This window comes from Aquirufa sp., assembly GCF_044342065.1.
Taxonomy (GTDB): Bacteria; Bacteroidota; Bacteroidia; order Cytophagales; family Spirosomataceae; genus Aquirufa.
This window is the reverse complement of sequence record NZ_JBIIQN010000006.1, coordinates 69,399-84,195: the sequence shown is the minus strand read 5'-3', so window position 1 is coordinate 84,195 and position 14,797 is coordinate 69,399. Positions and strand designations below refer to the sequence as shown.

At 41.6% G+C, this 14,797-nt stretch carries 18 protein-coding genes; 8 read left to right on the top strand and 10 right to left on the bottom strand.

Going from position 1 to position 14,797, the window contains the following annotated elements:
• Positions 1–12: 12 nt before the first annotated feature.
• A complete protein-coding gene (locus ACIQZ2_RS04040) occupies positions 13–972 on the bottom strand; it encodes a phytanoyl-CoA dioxygenase family protein (protein ID WP_395767560.1) in 960 nt (319 codons plus the stop codon).
• A gap of 128 nt (positions 973–1,100) precedes the next feature.
• On the opposite strand from ACIQZ2_RS04040, the gene ACIQZ2_RS04035 reads away from it, so the two are divergent.
• Positions 1,101–1,949 (top strand): AraC family transcriptional regulator, encoded by an 849-nt coding sequence (locus ACIQZ2_RS04035; RefSeq protein WP_395767559.1) that lies wholly within the window; start codon positions 1,101–1,103, stop codon positions 1,947–1,949.
• Here the strand turns inward: ACIQZ2_RS04035 and ACIQZ2_RS04030 are convergent.
• Complete coding sequence (locus tag ACIQZ2_RS04030) at positions 1,942–3,804, bottom strand: sialate O-acetylesterase (protein ID WP_395767558.1); 1,863 nt, start codon at positions 3,802–3,804, stop codon at positions 1,942–1,944. The two genes, ACIQZ2_RS04035 and ACIQZ2_RS04030, sit on opposite strands and share 8 nt — an antisense overlap.
• Positions 3,805–3,913: 109 nt before the next feature.
• Complete coding sequence (locus tag ACIQZ2_RS04025; protein ID WP_395767557.1) at positions 3,914–4,771, bottom strand: alpha/beta hydrolase; 858 nt, start codon at positions 4,769–4,771, stop codon at positions 3,914–3,916.
• Positions 4,772–4,860: 89 nt separating this feature from the next.
• On the opposite strand from ACIQZ2_RS04025, the gene ACIQZ2_RS04020 reads away from it, so the two are divergent.
• Positions 4,861–5,241, top strand: coding sequence for a hypothetical protein (locus tag ACIQZ2_RS04020; RefSeq protein WP_395767556.1), 381 nt, complete (start codon positions 4,861–4,863; stop codon positions 5,239–5,241).
• A 39-nt stretch (positions 5,242–5,280) separates the two neighbouring features.
• Positions 5,281–6,078, top strand: a complete 798-nt coding sequence (locus ACIQZ2_RS04015; protein WP_395767555.1) for an SDR family NAD(P)-dependent oxidoreductase — start codon at positions 5,281–5,283, stop codon at positions 6,076–6,078.
• Positions 6,079–6,139: 61 nt separating this feature from the next.
• Here the strand turns inward: ACIQZ2_RS04015 and glf are convergent, their stop codons facing one another.
• The 4 genes from glf to ACIQZ2_RS03995 all read right to left on the bottom strand — a co-directional run bounded on the left by glf (position 6,140) and on the right by ACIQZ2_RS03995 (position 9,386).
• Complete coding sequence (gene glf, locus ACIQZ2_RS04010; protein WP_395767554.1) at positions 6,140–7,249, bottom strand: UDP-galactopyranose mutase; 1,110 nt, start codon at positions 7,247–7,249, stop codon at positions 6,140–6,142.
• A 31-nt stretch (positions 7,250–7,280) separates the two neighbouring features.
• Entirely contained in the window at positions 7,281–8,123 is an 843-nt protein-coding gene (locus ACIQZ2_RS04005; RefSeq protein ID WP_395767553.1) for a VOC family protein, read from the bottom strand.
• Entirely contained in the window at positions 8,120–8,608 is a 489-nt protein-coding gene (locus ACIQZ2_RS04000) for a DUF4442 domain-containing protein (RefSeq protein ID WP_395767552.1), read from the bottom strand. Before ACIQZ2_RS04000 ends, ACIQZ2_RS04005 begins: the two co-directional genes overlap by 4 nt.
• 220 nt (positions 8,609–8,828) lie before the next feature.
• Positions 8,829–9,386: a methyltransferase family protein gene (locus ACIQZ2_RS03995; protein ID WP_395767551.1), complete on the bottom strand. Its 558-nt coding sequence runs from the start codon at positions 9,384–9,386 to the stop codon at positions 8,829–8,831.
• Between the two features lie 82 nt (positions 9,387–9,468).
• Between ACIQZ2_RS03995 and ACIQZ2_RS03990 the strand changes: the two genes are divergently transcribed.
• The gene (locus tag ACIQZ2_RS03990) at positions 9,469–10,722 is read left to right on the top strand and encodes a DUF2264 domain-containing protein (RefSeq protein ID WP_395767550.1); all 1,254 of its coding nucleotides are present in this window, start codon (positions 9,469–9,471) and stop codon (positions 10,720–10,722) included.
• A gap of 82 nt (positions 10,723–10,804) precedes the next feature.
• Positions 10,805–11,659, top strand: coding sequence for a ThuA domain-containing protein (locus tag ACIQZ2_RS03985; protein WP_395767549.1), 855 nt, complete (start codon positions 10,805–10,807; stop codon positions 11,657–11,659).
• Here the strand turns inward: ACIQZ2_RS03985 and ACIQZ2_RS03980 are convergent.
• Positions 11,656–11,922: a hypothetical protein gene (locus tag ACIQZ2_RS03980; protein WP_395767548.1), complete on the bottom strand. Its 267-nt coding sequence runs from the start codon at positions 11,920–11,922 to the stop codon at positions 11,656–11,658. The two genes, ACIQZ2_RS03985 and ACIQZ2_RS03980, sit on opposite strands and share 4 nt — an antisense overlap.
• A 4-nt stretch (positions 11,923–11,926) precedes the next feature.
• Positions 11,927–12,646 (bottom strand): pirin family protein, encoded by a 720-nt coding sequence (locus ACIQZ2_RS03975; RefSeq protein ID WP_395767547.1) that lies wholly within the window; start codon positions 12,644–12,646, stop codon positions 11,927–11,929.
• 66 nt (positions 12,647–12,712) lie between these two features.
• Here ACIQZ2_RS03975 and ACIQZ2_RS03970 point away from each other — a divergent pair, with 66 nt between their 5' ends.
• On the top strand, positions 12,713–13,450 hold the full coding sequence (locus tag ACIQZ2_RS03970) for a TIGR00730 family Rossman fold protein (protein ID WP_395767546.1): 738 nt from the start codon (positions 12,713–12,715) through the stop codon (positions 13,448–13,450).
• A gap of 62 nt (positions 13,451–13,512) precedes the next feature.
• On the opposite strand, the gene mscL is transcribed toward ACIQZ2_RS03970, so the two are convergent.
• A complete protein-coding gene (gene mscL, locus ACIQZ2_RS03965) occupies positions 13,513–13,887 on the bottom strand; it encodes a large conductance mechanosensitive channel protein MscL (RefSeq protein WP_395767545.1) in 375 nt (124 codons plus the stop codon).
• Positions 13,888–13,945: 58 nt separating this feature from the next.
• On the opposite strand from mscL, the gene ACIQZ2_RS03960 reads away from it, so the two are divergent.
• Positions 13,946–14,275: a DUF6370 family protein gene (locus tag ACIQZ2_RS03960; protein WP_395767544.1), complete on the top strand. Its 330-nt coding sequence runs from the start codon at positions 13,946–13,948 to the stop codon at positions 14,273–14,275.
• A gap of 136 nt (positions 14,276–14,411) precedes the next feature.
• Positions 14,412–14,687 (top strand): hypothetical protein, encoded by a 276-nt coding sequence (locus ACIQZ2_RS03955; protein WP_395767543.1) that lies wholly within the window; start codon positions 14,412–14,414, stop codon positions 14,685–14,687.
• Positions 14,688–14,797: the final 110 nt, after the last annotated feature.

Below are 14,797 nucleotides of genomic sequence, written 5' to 3'. Positions count from 1 at the left end.
GATTTCTAACATTTATTCCCATTTTCTTAAGCCGAGAATTTTTTCACCTAAGGAATTTAGTTTTGCCGTTTCGTATTTGGTTTGTTCCCAATTACGCGGGTCACCTGGGAATGCATAACCCTCGGGGGCGATGCGGTTCTTCCAGGAATTCACACGCCATTCGCGTAGAGAATCATTGTCCTCTTCGGCAGGCATCATGGAGATGTATTGCGCGCAACGAACTTTATCGCTGTTATTCGCTCGGATACCGTGGGGTTGTAAACTGTTGAAGATTAATAAATCGCCTGCTTCTAATTTGACTTTGGTCGGGGTAAAGCTAGACGTATCGGGTTTAAAACGATCACGATCTTCCGGTTGTGTTAGCTTCCAAGTATCATAGGTTCTGAATAGCTCAGGAATACATTGAAAGCCTCCCATATTTTCATCGAGTTGGTCTTCCAGTGCGAGTACCCCTTGCACCTGAACAGGTTTGGTTTCCGGGTCATAATCCCAGTGAATAAAAGCCTTGTATTCGTGGCCGGGGCGAATCGGGAAATTTAAATTCGCGCGATCGATCGTGACCCATAATTTTTCGGTTCCCCAAATATCTACGAAGGCATCATAAACGCGTTGCATTTGTCGGTTATTCCAAAGGTGCTGATTGTTGTAGCATTCGACCATTCCAGTTCCTCCTAGTTCTTTCATTTTCATTTCCGCACGAGGAGCGGTATACCAGGTGTTCGGATTATGGGCATCTTTTTCTTCGAATTCCCAAAGGAATTTGGCCGTTTCCTGTGCTTGTTCGCGAGGAACCGCTTGCTTGATAATGACGTAACCATTGTGTTTCCAAAACGCCCAGTCCTCTTCGCTCAATACACGGAGGGGGGTACCATTTGATCGGTCATTTAATTGCAAGTTGCTACTCTTAGCGGTAGAGGGGTTTCCCGGAATGTCATAATGGCCATTGTTGGGAATCATGGTCTCGTTTTGCATAGTTGGTATGGTTTATATTGACAAATCTCTGCATTTTCTGAATAGACCATTAACGCCTTATTGACGAATTTTTGTACTCTATTGATAATTTTTTACATAATGTTGAATAATTGTGCATATTTGGGTTAATGAAATTGAAATTAGAACAAATTAATCCGGATGCGGATAGCTCATTTCGTTTATTGCTCACACCGCAATTGAACGAGGTTTTCTATTGGCATTTTCATCCAGAAATCGAGTTGGTCTATGTTGAGGCAGAGCGGGGGATTCGGCACATTGGGGATCATGTTTCTACCTATTATGGTTCAGATTTGGCATTAATTGGGTCGAACATTCCCCATTTGAATTTTGATTACGGGGCGAAAACGCGCGTGGAAACGGTGGTCATTCAGTTTCCGCCCGATTATTTTCAAGTCAAAATGGCTCAGGTACCTGAGATGCAAAAGGTTCAGGCCTTGATGGAACGTGCAAAATCGGGATTAGCCTTTGAGGGCGAAACAAAACGTCAGGTGGGGGCGCGAATGAAGATGATTCCAACCTTGAATCGCTTTGATCAATTTATCGAGTTGTTGCATATTTTTCAATTATTGGCAGAAAGTGATTCGGCAATGACGCTGGGGGTTCGAGCGATTGCGGGCCAACAAGTTTTAAAGCAGCAGGAGCGGATGGCTCGAATTTATCAGTACGTAGAGACGCATTTTCAGGAAAAAATTGACACGGAAGCGATGGCCTCGGAGGTGAGTTTGACGGTACCGGCTTTTTGTCGCTACATTAAGAAAACGACGCATCTTACATATACGGATTTTGTGAATCGCTTTCGGATAAACTATGCCAAACAATTACTCTTACAAGATAAAAATGTAACCGAATGCAGTTTCGAATGTGGCTTTGAGAGTTTGTCCTATTTTAATCGGGTTTTTCACCGTTTTGAGAAGATGTCACCTTCGGCATTTAGACGAGCACAATCCATTAATTAATCGAAATCTCAAACGGTGATGCTGGAAATCCTTGTTCATTCACGAGGTTTCCTTCTGGAAAATCAGACCAGGCATAGCGAACATAGACAGGTTCATTTACCTCATCTGAAGTAATGATGACCATATTATTTTCAATGCGCGCTTTGGCCCAAACGAATTTTCGATCTTTGCCAGCTATGGCAAAATATTGCAATTCGTCTTCATTTCGGGTATCGATTGTCGGATTTCCCCCTTGGGCTTTGAAACGTAGGATGATTTGATTCCCAGTTTTGCTGGCACTTTCTATTTGAGGGCCTGAACTGGCGGATGCGACTTTTTCGATGAGTTGATTTGCCGCCAAAGCCATTCGTTCTCCAATTGGCTTTTTGTTCAGCGGATGAATGTCGTTCCATTCCCCTTGATCGATGGTTACGACCATGGCGCTATTGGGAATTTGGCTTTCTGCTTGGCGCATCTCCTCGCGAAGGATGGCCCAATTACTTTCCACGGGAAGTAATTGACGGTCACCAAAACCGGGTAATTGTGCATAGATAAAGGGCAAGTTGGCTTGGTTCAATTTCGTTCGCCAATCACCTGCTAATACCGCTAATTTCTTCCCATAATTCGTGGGATCGCCTCCATTGGATTCTCCTTGATACCACAAAATCCCATTAAGCGTATAGGGCAAAATAGGGCTAATCATTCCTTGGTAAAGGGTTTTGGGTTGGTACATTTGGGCTGTTGAAACTTGGGGATTTGGGGTCCAAACATCGCCTACTTTATATTGCCAATTTCCTACGAGCGAAATCGTCTTTTCGCCTAGTACAAGTTCATAACGTTTGTCCGGTACAAAGCCTCCCTTTCCTGCCGAATTGCTGACACGGATGACCAATAGATTTTTACCCGCATGTAGGATACCTGGTTTGATTTGATAGCGTCGTGGGGGATATTGATAGGTAATGTTGCCCACGCGTGTACCGTTTACATACATTTCGTCAGCATCCACAATACGTCCCATAAAAAGTTTTCCTACTTCATTCTCCTGTCCCGGTGGGATATCGATTTCTTTACGAAACCAAACGATTCCATTCAGGTCTTTGAGGCCTTGATCTTCCCAAAATCCTGGGATAAAATAGTTTTTCCATCCCTTGGCTACATAACTTGTATCAAACCATTTTTTCCCTTCACGCATTCCGCGATCCTTTTCGATGGGCGCTGGGCTCGATACGAAGGGTTTTTGTGTGGGAATCGGTAAGGGCTTTAGGCCGGATTCGCTAATCCAAGATTCGATGGGTGATCCGCCCACACTGGCATTAATAATGCCGATAGGAACGTGTGTTTGTTCAAAGCGTTTTTGGGCAAAGAAATAAGTCACCGCTCCCATTTTCAAGATATTTTCAGGATTGATTTCGAGCCATTTGGCATTGGGGATATCGTCTTTTTCGATGTCTTTGCTAATGATTGTTGGGATGAAGAAATTACGAATCAGGGGATTTTGCGCCTGGGCAATTTCAGATGGATAGGTTTCTTTTATGCGTTCCATGGGTAAAACCATGTTGGACTGTCCCGAGCAGAGCCAAACTTCCCCCCAAAGTACGTTGTGAATAACGATGTCATTTATACGAATATCAAAAGGCCCCCCTGCAGCAAATGCTGGCAGTTCTGCCTGCCACTTGCCCGATTTATCAGCTTGCGTTTTGATGGATTTATTTCGAGTATCGATGCGAACTTTTTCATCGGGCTTGGCCCAGCCCCAAATTATGGTGGCTTGTCTATGTTGAAGTACCATGCCATCGCTAACAAGTGAAGGAAGCTTGACTTGGCCGAATACCGTTAGCGACACTGAAATGAAAAGGACTAAAATAATGTTTTGCATGTGTTCAATTTTATCAGTTTCCTGTTCGAAATTTTGCTCTCCCCGCACTACCTTTGCCAATCCTCCAAGGTTTGGCAAAGGTAAGTGGGCTCAAACTAAAGTCTGATTTTTATAAATACTTGTTTACTCTCAACCAATTCTCAAAATCCATAGTCCAGTTATCACTCGCCTTATTGTTTTTCCGCATCCCAAATCCATGGCCTCCATTTTCATAGACATGTATTTCGCTTGGGTGTTTAGCGGCAGTCCAACGTTCGAATAAACGAATGCTGTGAGGTGCGAAACCTAAATCGTCATCGGCAGCAACAGCGATGAAGGCAGGCGTCTTAGCATTTGGCATCTCTTTTCCGGTCACTGCACCTGCGTAATGGTAGATGGGAGCGATGAAATTCGGTTTTAATTCTTGAGGGGCACTTAATAATACATTCATCGTCAGGGTACCGCCAGCCGAGAATCCCATGAAGCCCATTTTGTTCGGGTCAATACCTAATTGCTTCGCATTTGCTTTCACATATTTAATGGCCTCGATTCCATCTTGCGTAGCCATTTCCACAACGGGCGCATTGATTTCATCAAGCTTTTTGAAATCCTTCATAAGTGGCATTAACTCTGCAAATGGATTTGGTCCGTTGGTTTTCACCACGCGATAGGTCAAAACGAAAGCGGTGATCCCGCGAGCGCTTAACCATTTGGCCACATCATGACCTTCAGAATCGATCGATAAAATGTGGAAGGCTCCTCCGGGCGCGATGATGATGGATGTTCCATTTCCTTTGCCTGGTGCAGCTGGGTGAATGGTTAATGTAGGTTCTGATACATCGAATAACATTCGGTTATTGGGCATGGGGGTGAATTCTTTCACTTCCCAGTTCCAATTTTCGGATCCCGGAGCTTTGCCCGGATAGAGTTTGATGACTTGTTGGCCTAAAGCCGACAAACTCAAAAGGATACATGCGATAATTTTCATGTTTTGAATATAGTTAATGTATCAAGATTAGACAATATTAATATAGTTTCTATATTTGTTTTCTTTTAAACCCTAAAAATCAATTGATCATGAAAAAGTTTATTGCGCTTGTATTTGTTTTGACGACTTTGTTTTCTACTTCAACATTTGCTTCTAAGCCAGACCCGACTGATTTTTTCGCTGGAAAGTGGAAAATCATGGTGATGGGAACTCCGAATGGAGATGTGACATTTGCGACGAATTTGATTCGTAAAGATGGTGTATTAACAGGCCAATTAAAGATTGTTGGTGACGATACACTTCCATTGATTGACATTACTAAGATTGAGGATAGCAGCGACAAAGTTGTTATGTATTTTTCCATTCAAGGATATGATGTGAATACAGAGTTGACCAAGGTGGATACAGATAATTTGAAAGGATCCTTAATGGGGATGTTTGAAGCAAAAGCCGCTCGCGTAAAAGAATAAATAGTCATAGGCTGTTTAAAATTTTAAATTTATATAGCCATGAAAATAGCTGGAAAAGTATTTTTAGTGACTGGAGCTGGCAGTGGAATGGGACGCGAAATGACGCACCAAATCATGGCCAAAGGGGGTAAAGTTGCCGCATTGGATAGGTATTTGCCTGCTTTGTTGGAGACCCAACAAGTTTGCTCGGGAACTTCCAACACATTTCTAGCTTTAGAAGTAGACATTACCGATCGAACCAAAGTGCTTGCCTTGCCTGAAGAGGTAATCAAGCACTTTGGGCAGATTGATGGCATTATCAACAATGCGGGTATCATTCAGCCGTTCGTGAAGGTGAATGACTTGACATTTGAACAAATCGAGCACGTGATGAACGTGAACTTTTTTGGTTGCGTTTTTGTGACCAAAGCATTTCTTCCCTATTTATTGGAGCGTCCTGTAGCGCATATTGTTAACATATCCAGCATGGGCGGCTTTCTTCCCGTTCCTGGCCAAAGTATTTATGGCGCTGCTAAAGCTGCCATGAAATTATTTACGGAAGGTTTGTATGCGGAACTGAAGGAAACTTCGGTACGTGTTTCAGTGGTTTTTCCGGGTGCAATCGCGACGAATATTACTACAAATTCAGGTATTGAGATACCGGTGACTGCCGATTCTTCTGGCATGACTGCTATGCCCGCCAACGAAGCTGCGCGCAATATTTTAAAGGGTATGGAAGCGGATCAATACCGAATTTTGGTAGGTTCTGATTCCAAATTCATGGATTTCTTGTCCCGCTTAGCCCCAGAATATGCAACGAATTTCATCGCGAAAAAGATGAAAGCCTTGATGGGATAATTATCAATTTCTTGAACTTTTTTCCCACTACCTTTGCCAAACCTTGGAGGATTGGCAAAGGTTAAGCGGGGATAAACGTCTCCACCATCGTCAAGGCTCGATCGATGATTTGATGCATATCGTAATACTTATATTCCCCTAAGCGTCCTCCAAAAAATACATCGGGTTCCTGGTCGGCTAATTCGCGATATTTCTGGAATAATTCATTATTCACCTGGTCATTCACAGGGTAATAAGGCTCCGTCACTTCAGCTTTATAAGGCTCCGGATATTCATAGCTGATCCACGTGCTTGGCGTTTCATTGAACTCAAAATGCTTATGTTCAATGATACGCGTATACGGAATTTCAGCCTCCGTATAGTTCATCACCGCTACGCCTTGGTGGTTTGGATAATCATGTTTTACGTGGTCAAAACGCGTTGTCTTGTATTCCAATTCGCCATGTTGATAATCAAAATACGAATCAATAGGGCCGGTATAAATCACTTTATTGGCCATCGCATTATACCTCGCTTTGTCTGCTAAATAATCCACATTCAAACGAACTTCAATCCCCTCCAATAACTTTTCAAATATTTGCGTATAGCCACCTTCAGGAATGCCTTGGTAGCGATCATTAAAATAGTTTGTATCAAAAGTAAAACGTACGGGCAATCGCTTGATGATTTCTTTTGGTAATTCCTTCGGATCCTTTATCCATTGTTTTGCCGTGTAGCCTTTAATTAGCTTTTCGTAAATATCTTTACCCACCAATTTAATCGCCTGCTCCTCCAAATTTTGAGGTTCACCCACAATGTCCTTTCCTTGCTCCGCTATAATTTTTTGCGCTTCTTCAGGGGTGTTTACATTCCACAACTGATTAAAAGTCCACATATTAAACGGTAAGGCGAATAGCTCTCCTTTGTAATTGGCTATTGGTCGGTTCGTGTAATGATTGAACTTCGCATATTGATTTATCCAATGCCAAACCTTCTCATTTGACGTATGAAAAATATGTGCCCCATAAACATGCAAATGAATATCGTCACGCTTTTCTGTGTAACAATTTCCAGCAATGTGATTACGTTTTTCTATCACTAAACAGGAATAGCCCTGATTGGTCAATTCTCTTGCACAAATACTGCCGAAAAAACCGGCGCCAACAATCAGAAAATCATAGGGTTTTTGCATTACCTTGGGGTTATTTTGGCAACAAAATTAGTTAATTTTCACATGCCTTTTCCAAATCGGTGATGATGAATTTTGACATTTGTAAAAAGGCATAGGTTGCTTTCGGAGCCGTCTCCGGATTCGACATGAATTTCCCCAAACAGCTAGGTACAATTTGCCAAGATACGCCGTATTTATCTTTCAGCCAACCGCATTTTCCGGGCGAACCGCCAGTCGTTAATTGATCCCAATAGGTATCTATTTCCTCCTGCGTATCTACGACAATTACATGAGATACCCCTTCATTGAAGGTGAATTCGTGCATGTGTGAACTGTCCATCGCACCAAATACCTGATTGTTTAAAGTAAATTGGGCATAATTTAAATAGCTAGCAACATCTGCGCCACCTTCCCCATAAGGACTTTGAATGATTGATTTTGAATTGGGGAAAATCGATGTATAAAATGCAATGGCCTCAGCCGCCTTGCCATTATTACCCCCCGTAAACATCATGTTCGGATATACCTTGTCAGCACTGACATGGTCCAACATTAATTGCCAATTCACGCCAAATCGATCTGCCACCCAGCCGTATTTGCTACTCCACGGATAGGTATTTAATGGCATCATGACCTTACCTCCTTCTGTTAAGCTCGCCCATATGCGATCAATTTCGGCCTCATTTTCTACATTATAGTAAAAAGAAATTGATGGATTGATTTTATAATCTGGTCCTCCGTTTAGGTGCATGAATCGTTTCCCCGCTAATGTGTAATTGACGGTAAATGGATTTTCTGAAATAAGTTGAACATCGGTAAATACCGACTGGTAGAATGTAAATGCTTCTTTGGCTTGTTTATCAATCCACAAGCTAGTCATAATGGGATGATTCATGTAGATTTTGCCTTAAAACTCCAAGTAAAGGTAAATTCAGCAACAATCACGCCATCTATATTCCTACCTATGGCCTTGGATGTCAATTTAACTCCTTCGCCCGTTTTGACTGTTTCGTCAACAATGGCTTCCATGGCTTTGCCATCTTCACAGGTAAAAAATAGGGTTCCAGTAGCTTTTTTGACAAACGTAGCCTCAACTTTTTCGACCAACATGCTGACTGCCGGTTTCCGTTTATGTACTTGTGCGTATGCTAGCATTCCACTGCTCATTTCAGCGGCCATCGCTTCCACAGCGAAATACATAGAACGAAAGGGGTTTTGATTAAACCACGATAATTTTACACGTACCACGCAGGTCTCTTCGTCGAAATGGTGGATATTTAATCCCGACCAAAAAGCCGCTGAGAGGTTTTTAAATATAAAAAACTTGAATAAAACGGGGCTTGTTATGATACGCTTAAACTCGTTGAAATTAGTATTCATAGCTTCTTGTTTAGGACGATAAATGTAGGTCTTTTCGTTGCATTTTAAAAATGATTTCGTAGTAGGTTTTTTATCTAACTGCTTTCCAAGCACTTTTTCGCATACGATTTTTCGACGCACATTACCTTCTTTTTCGCTTTATCAAGGATAGAAGAAAAGCCAACAATCGTATTGGATATCTTTTTTCGATGTGAACATTTCAGGCACATTGTTCACTTCGCTAATAGACATATGGAATCAATGCTTTTACTTGTTTGGCATAGTCTTTATAGGGCTGTCCAAATTGCTTTCGAAGCTTTCGTTCCTCCAATTTACTCCCAATAATGATGTAGACATAACTGACCAACATAACCATTAACATCGTATGGCTAGGGAATAGCAAAAACAATCCTCCAATTAGCAGTATGCTGGCAAAATAAAGCGGATGCCGCACGTACCCGTACATTCCTTTGGTAACTAATAGGGCATCGCCATCCGACTTCAATCCTAGAAATTCTGCCATATCAAAGGACTGAAAGGCCTTACGCATGAAATATAGGCCGATTAGGCTAATTAGTCCGCCCAAAATTTGATGGAAAGGTATTTCCATATTGATGGGCTTCGAAATGCTCCAAGCAAGCAAAGGCAATAAACCCAAGATCGCAATCATATTGTAAATGATTCGATAGTAACTAAAGATGCTCGGTAAATAAGAGCGTACTTTTTCTTTCAACCAAAGGCTAGCTAAGGCGCTATGGATAAAAAAATACAAGGCCCAAGAAATCGCGAGTAGAAGCATATCAGGTTTTGAATTATCAAAACTACATGCTTTTTTTAATTTATTCCGGTTAATTTAGGGCTACAATTATTCCATAAAATCTATGCAACGAAGAAAATTTATACAATGGTCATCTTTGTTCAGTTCCCTCTCTTTTATTTCTGCCAAAGCTGAAAATAAAGCGGTAGTGCAGAATGACCGTAGCTATTGGGTAAACCTTTTGGATAAAATCGCAGCCCCTATTTTGAGAAATATGTCGAAAGGGGAGTTGAGAAAAAATATGATTATTGCTTACAGTCCGACTTGGGATAAGCGGAGGTCAGAGGTTGCTTACATGGAAGCCTTTGGACGTTTGTTAATTGGAATTGGTCCTTTTCTTTCGCTACCCGATGATGATAGTTCTGCCGCCGCTCGGGAGGAGACCAATATTCGGAAGCGCATGAAAGCGCAAACCTTGGCATCCCTTGCCCGTGCAGCGGACCCTCTCAGCCCCGATTATTTATATTGGGGTTCTCCTACTTCTAAACAGCCCTTAGTGGATGCGGCCTTTATCGCCCAAGCTTTTTTAATAGCTCCGCAAGCCCTCTGGGAACCTTTATCGGCTGAGACTAAAATGAATTACATCCGTGAGTTTACTACAATAAGGCAGATTGTTCCACCCAATAATAATTGGGTATTGTTTGCAGCGACTATTGAGAGCTTTTTGTTGTTCATCGGAAAACCCTTTGATGCTGCACGCATTGATCAGGCAATTGCCAAAATACAGTCTTGGTATGTGGGCGATGGATGGTACAAGGATGGGGATAAATTTCATTTTGACCATTATAATGGTTTTGTGATACATCCCATGCTAATCGATGTCATGCGGGTTAATCTTGCTAAAGGGCGCTTATCTAAGGCCGATTTTGATTTAGCTTACAAAAGGATGCAGCGGTACGCAAGTTTTCAGGAGCGATACATCTCCCCCGAGGGCACATTTTTAGTGGTGGGAAGATCCTCAACCTATCGAGTAGGGTTATTTCAACCTTTAGCAAAATTAGCTTTAGAAAATTCATTGCCCGAGGAAATTAGTTTAGCGCAGGTTCGCTCAGCATTGACGGCTGTATTTAAACGGGTTTTTGTTGCGTCTACATTTGACCGAGATGGTTGGTTGACCTTGGGATTGGTTGGCGCAAATCAAGCGAATATCGCAGATACATACTCGAATACAGGAAGTATGTACATGACTTCTGCGGCTTTTTTACCTTTGGGTTTACCTGCTGCACACCCATTTTGGGCTGATGCCGATGCTGAATGGACGCAGAAAAAAGCTTGGACTGGCCAAGTATTTCCAAAGGATTATGCTGTCGACTATTAACCTTTGCCAAACCTTGGAGAATTGCCAAAGGTAAAGGAAGGGAATGACATGAACGACTAGAAAACCGATAAACGATTAACAAATGAAAAAATTCTTTAAAATTATTGGCTGGACAATACTTGCAATTATCCTCATGTTGTCTGTAGCTATGGGAACATTTCTGTATAAAGTGAAGTACGGTTTCCCCGTAAGTTACGAAACAGAAATCCCTGCTATTCAATTTCCGGCAGGTAAACCCGCTATTTTGGTATTCACGAAAACAACTGGATTCCGTCATGCTGAGTCCATCGATGCTTCAATTCCTTTGCTCAAAGACTTGGGTAAAAAACACCAGTATTTTGTCTATGAGACTGCTGATGGGGGTGTATTTAATGCGAAACAATTAAAGCAATTTAGTTTGGTCATTTTTGATAATTCAACAGGACGGGTTTTGAACGATGAGCAACAAATAGCTCTGGAAAAATATGTGGAAGAGGGTGGCTCGCTAATGGGAATTCATGGTGCGGGAGATGATTCACACCGTTGGGATTGGTATGAGAAAAACCTACTTGGAGCTAAGTTTTCACATCATCCTTTGAATCCGCAGTTCCAACAAGCCGATGTACGGATGTCTGAAAATGTCGACACCTTGTTTTCAAAAAGTTTAGCAAAGCAATGGAGTAGTATGGATGAATGGTACATTTTTTTTAATCAGCCGAAAGAAATGCAGATTCTTTATTCCATCAATGGGGACATGGTTATCCCTAACGGGAATATGCTATGGATATCGGATAAGAATTTTGGAATGGGAGCTATTCATCCTGTGGCTTGGTACCGAACCGTAGGGAAAGGCAAAACCTTTTATACATCGATGGGCCACTCAGCAGCCGTTTGGCAAAATCCTGACTACCTAAAGCTCATTGAACAAGGAGTCAAATGGTGTATTCAAAAAAACTAGGATAAAAAGGGTAACAACTCCGCACGCAACAATCCACTTCCTCCGCCATAATTTTGGATGATTGGTTGGTTTACATGAGCGCGGATGATTGCCTCATCGGCTTCAGAAACCCCGCTACTGAGTAGAACTAAATCGAATGAAGCTTCCAAAAGTTCCTCGGCATTATAAAATGCAAGGGCTTCGGTGGCATCGTATTGATTAATTAAGCGGACCAATAGCGCTACGATTTCGGTGTGTCCGCCGATGACGGCAATGGTTTTCATTGCGTTAGATTTGCATTGGAACTTCCATGAGTAAAATCTCGGCATCAGATGTCAAGGCTTTAATTTCGATAGCAGCAGCATCTCGGATACCGAGGCCATCGCGCGTCGCCAAGGTTTGACCATCTAGGTCAAAGCTACCCGAGAGCACAAAAACATATACGCCATTTCCTGGTTTTTTTATGGAATAGTTGGCCTGTAAATCCTGATCAAATTTGCCTAAATGAAACCAAGCATCTTGATGAATCCAAACGCCCGCATCTTCTGGACTCGGGGATAAAATCTGTTGTAATTGATTTTGGCGATCGGCGACATTCAAGGTAACTTGATCATATCTCGGCGTAACATTTTTCTTATTTGGGAATACCCAAATCTGTAGAAATTTAACAGTCTCTTCCTTACTGTGATTGTATTCGCTGTGGTAAATGCCCGTTCCGGCACTCATTACCTGAATGTCCCCATGGCGAATAACGGTCGTATTTCCCATGCTATCTTTATGCTCTAAATCACCGGATAGTGGGATGCTGATAATCTCCATATTGTCATGCGGATGTTGACCAAATCCCATACCTCCCGAAACCGTATCGTCATTCAACACGCGCAATGTTCCAAAATGGACGCGTGCAGGATTATAATAATTAGCAAAACTAAACGTGTGATAGCTTTGTAGCCATCCGTGGTTTGCGGCGCCACGGGAATCTGCTGCATGAAATTCGTAGGTTTTCATATTGAATTATCTAAAAGGAAAACAAAACTAACAATTTAGCATTAGATTTGAACTAAAGATTAATCTATGAACAGCAATTCTGAAAATGCTTTTTTGGCAGGGCCGCGATCGAGGTGGAAAGAGTTTTTATTTTCCTTAGATGTCTTATTCCAATTTATCAAAGGATTTCGGAACCTCCATTTTGTTGGCCCCTGTATTACGATTTTTGGTTCGGCGCGATTTTCTAAGGAAGATGTATATTACCAAGTAACAGAAGAACTTGCCACGCTACTGGGAAAGCAGGGTTTTGCCATTATGACAGGAGGAGGCCCAGGAATTATGGAAGCGGCAAACAAAGGAGCAAAAAATGCAGGAGCATTATCTTTAGGTTGTAATATCGAATTACCTTTCGAACAAAAGCCCAATCCTTTTTTGGATCGCATGGTGAATATTCGTTACTTTTTTGTTCGCAAAGAACTGTTGCGAAAATACTCTTCGGGTTTTGTCATTATGCCAGGCGGTTTAGGCACCTTGGACGAATTTTTTGAGGTAATTACCCTTATTCAAACGGGCAAAATGAAAAACTTTCCAGTCGTTGTGATGGGGCTTGAATATCACGAACAATTGATGCGTTATTTTGAGTCACTTATTCAGGAAGCGACAGTTGGGGCTACGGATTTCCAACACATCTTATTCACAGATGACATGACAAAAGCTGTGGAACACATCCGAAGTTTTGCTGAGAAAACACCCGATAAAAATGTGGATGGGAATTCGCCATTATGGATTTTGGGAGAACGAAAAATTGCCAGGAAATCGAATTAATTTAAAACTGGTTGAATCAAAAAATTCTTGACTTCTGTGGCAAGTTGATCTTGCCTGTCTATTTAGGATTTTTTAAGTAAATCCCGGATCTCTTTAAGTAATTCGATTTGCGGGTCTTTCTTTTTTTCTTCTTTGGGTACATCAACAAGGTTAACCTTATTTATGGTTTTAATAATCGCAAAAAGTACGAATGAAATGAGGATAAATTGAATTATGGCTGCCAATGATTTTCCATATTTAACGGCACCCCATGAAAGTTTATCAATGTCGGCAACACCGGCGGCTTCAATAGCAGGGGTTAGTATTAAAGGTGTGATGATGTCGGAAACAAGGGAATTGATGATGCTAGAAAAGGCTGCTCCAATGACCACCGCGACCGATAATTCGATGACATTTCCTTTGATGGCAAAAGCTTTAAATTCTTTAATCCAATTCATGCGTGAAATCATTTATAAACTCAAAGATAAACGCTTATTTTGCACAAAAATACTTCATATGAAAAACTATTTAATTGGATTTATCCTACTCTCATTTTCTGGCTTCGCACAAAAGCCTTTCGGGAAAATAAATCCAAGCTGGGCAATTGACACCCTGGAGACATCTTGCGGTTCATGTAATTTTCAGATGGCTAAAAAAGGATGTTATTTAGCAGTTAAGAAAGATGGGCAAGCGTATGAGGTAAAAGGTACAAATTTAGACGATCACGGAGATGCACATGCTGCGGATGGGTTTTGTATGGCGATTCGTAAGGCGCGGGTTCAAGGAAAAATTGAAAATGGCTATTTTGTCGCTAGCTATTTTGAATTAATGAAATCTCCACTTTAACCTTGAGGGGCGATTTAGCATTACCCGTCATTGACCAATATTATTCGCAAACTTAACAGGCGATGGTATTCCCTCCGCTTACGAATTCTGTTGGAATTTGTTACATTTGGATGTTCATCCCAGTTTAACCCAAGCTATGAAAAAGATTTTGTTAGTAGGGGCTTCAGTAGCCTTGTTTTCGTTTGCCGCAGAGAAGTTCATTACGATGCGTATGCCGGAGCCAACGGTCAATTATCACTGGAACAACTTGAATAATATCAAGTTGATTGCGGATCAAAGCAATTTGCCTCACGCGCAGGTGAAATTCATCATAGCTGCTATTGACAGTCTTCAAAAAGACATGCAGAAAAATGCGCGTTTGGATAGCGCAGTAGCTATACCTGCTCAAACTGCTTTACCAAAGAAAAAGTAATTCCTGATTCATTTTTCACCTGCCTAATCCATCTAATTGTGCCCTTGAACACCACAATTGTCTGGTAGGTCTACCCACTCATTTTAGCCGGAAGAAATTGATTTATCTTG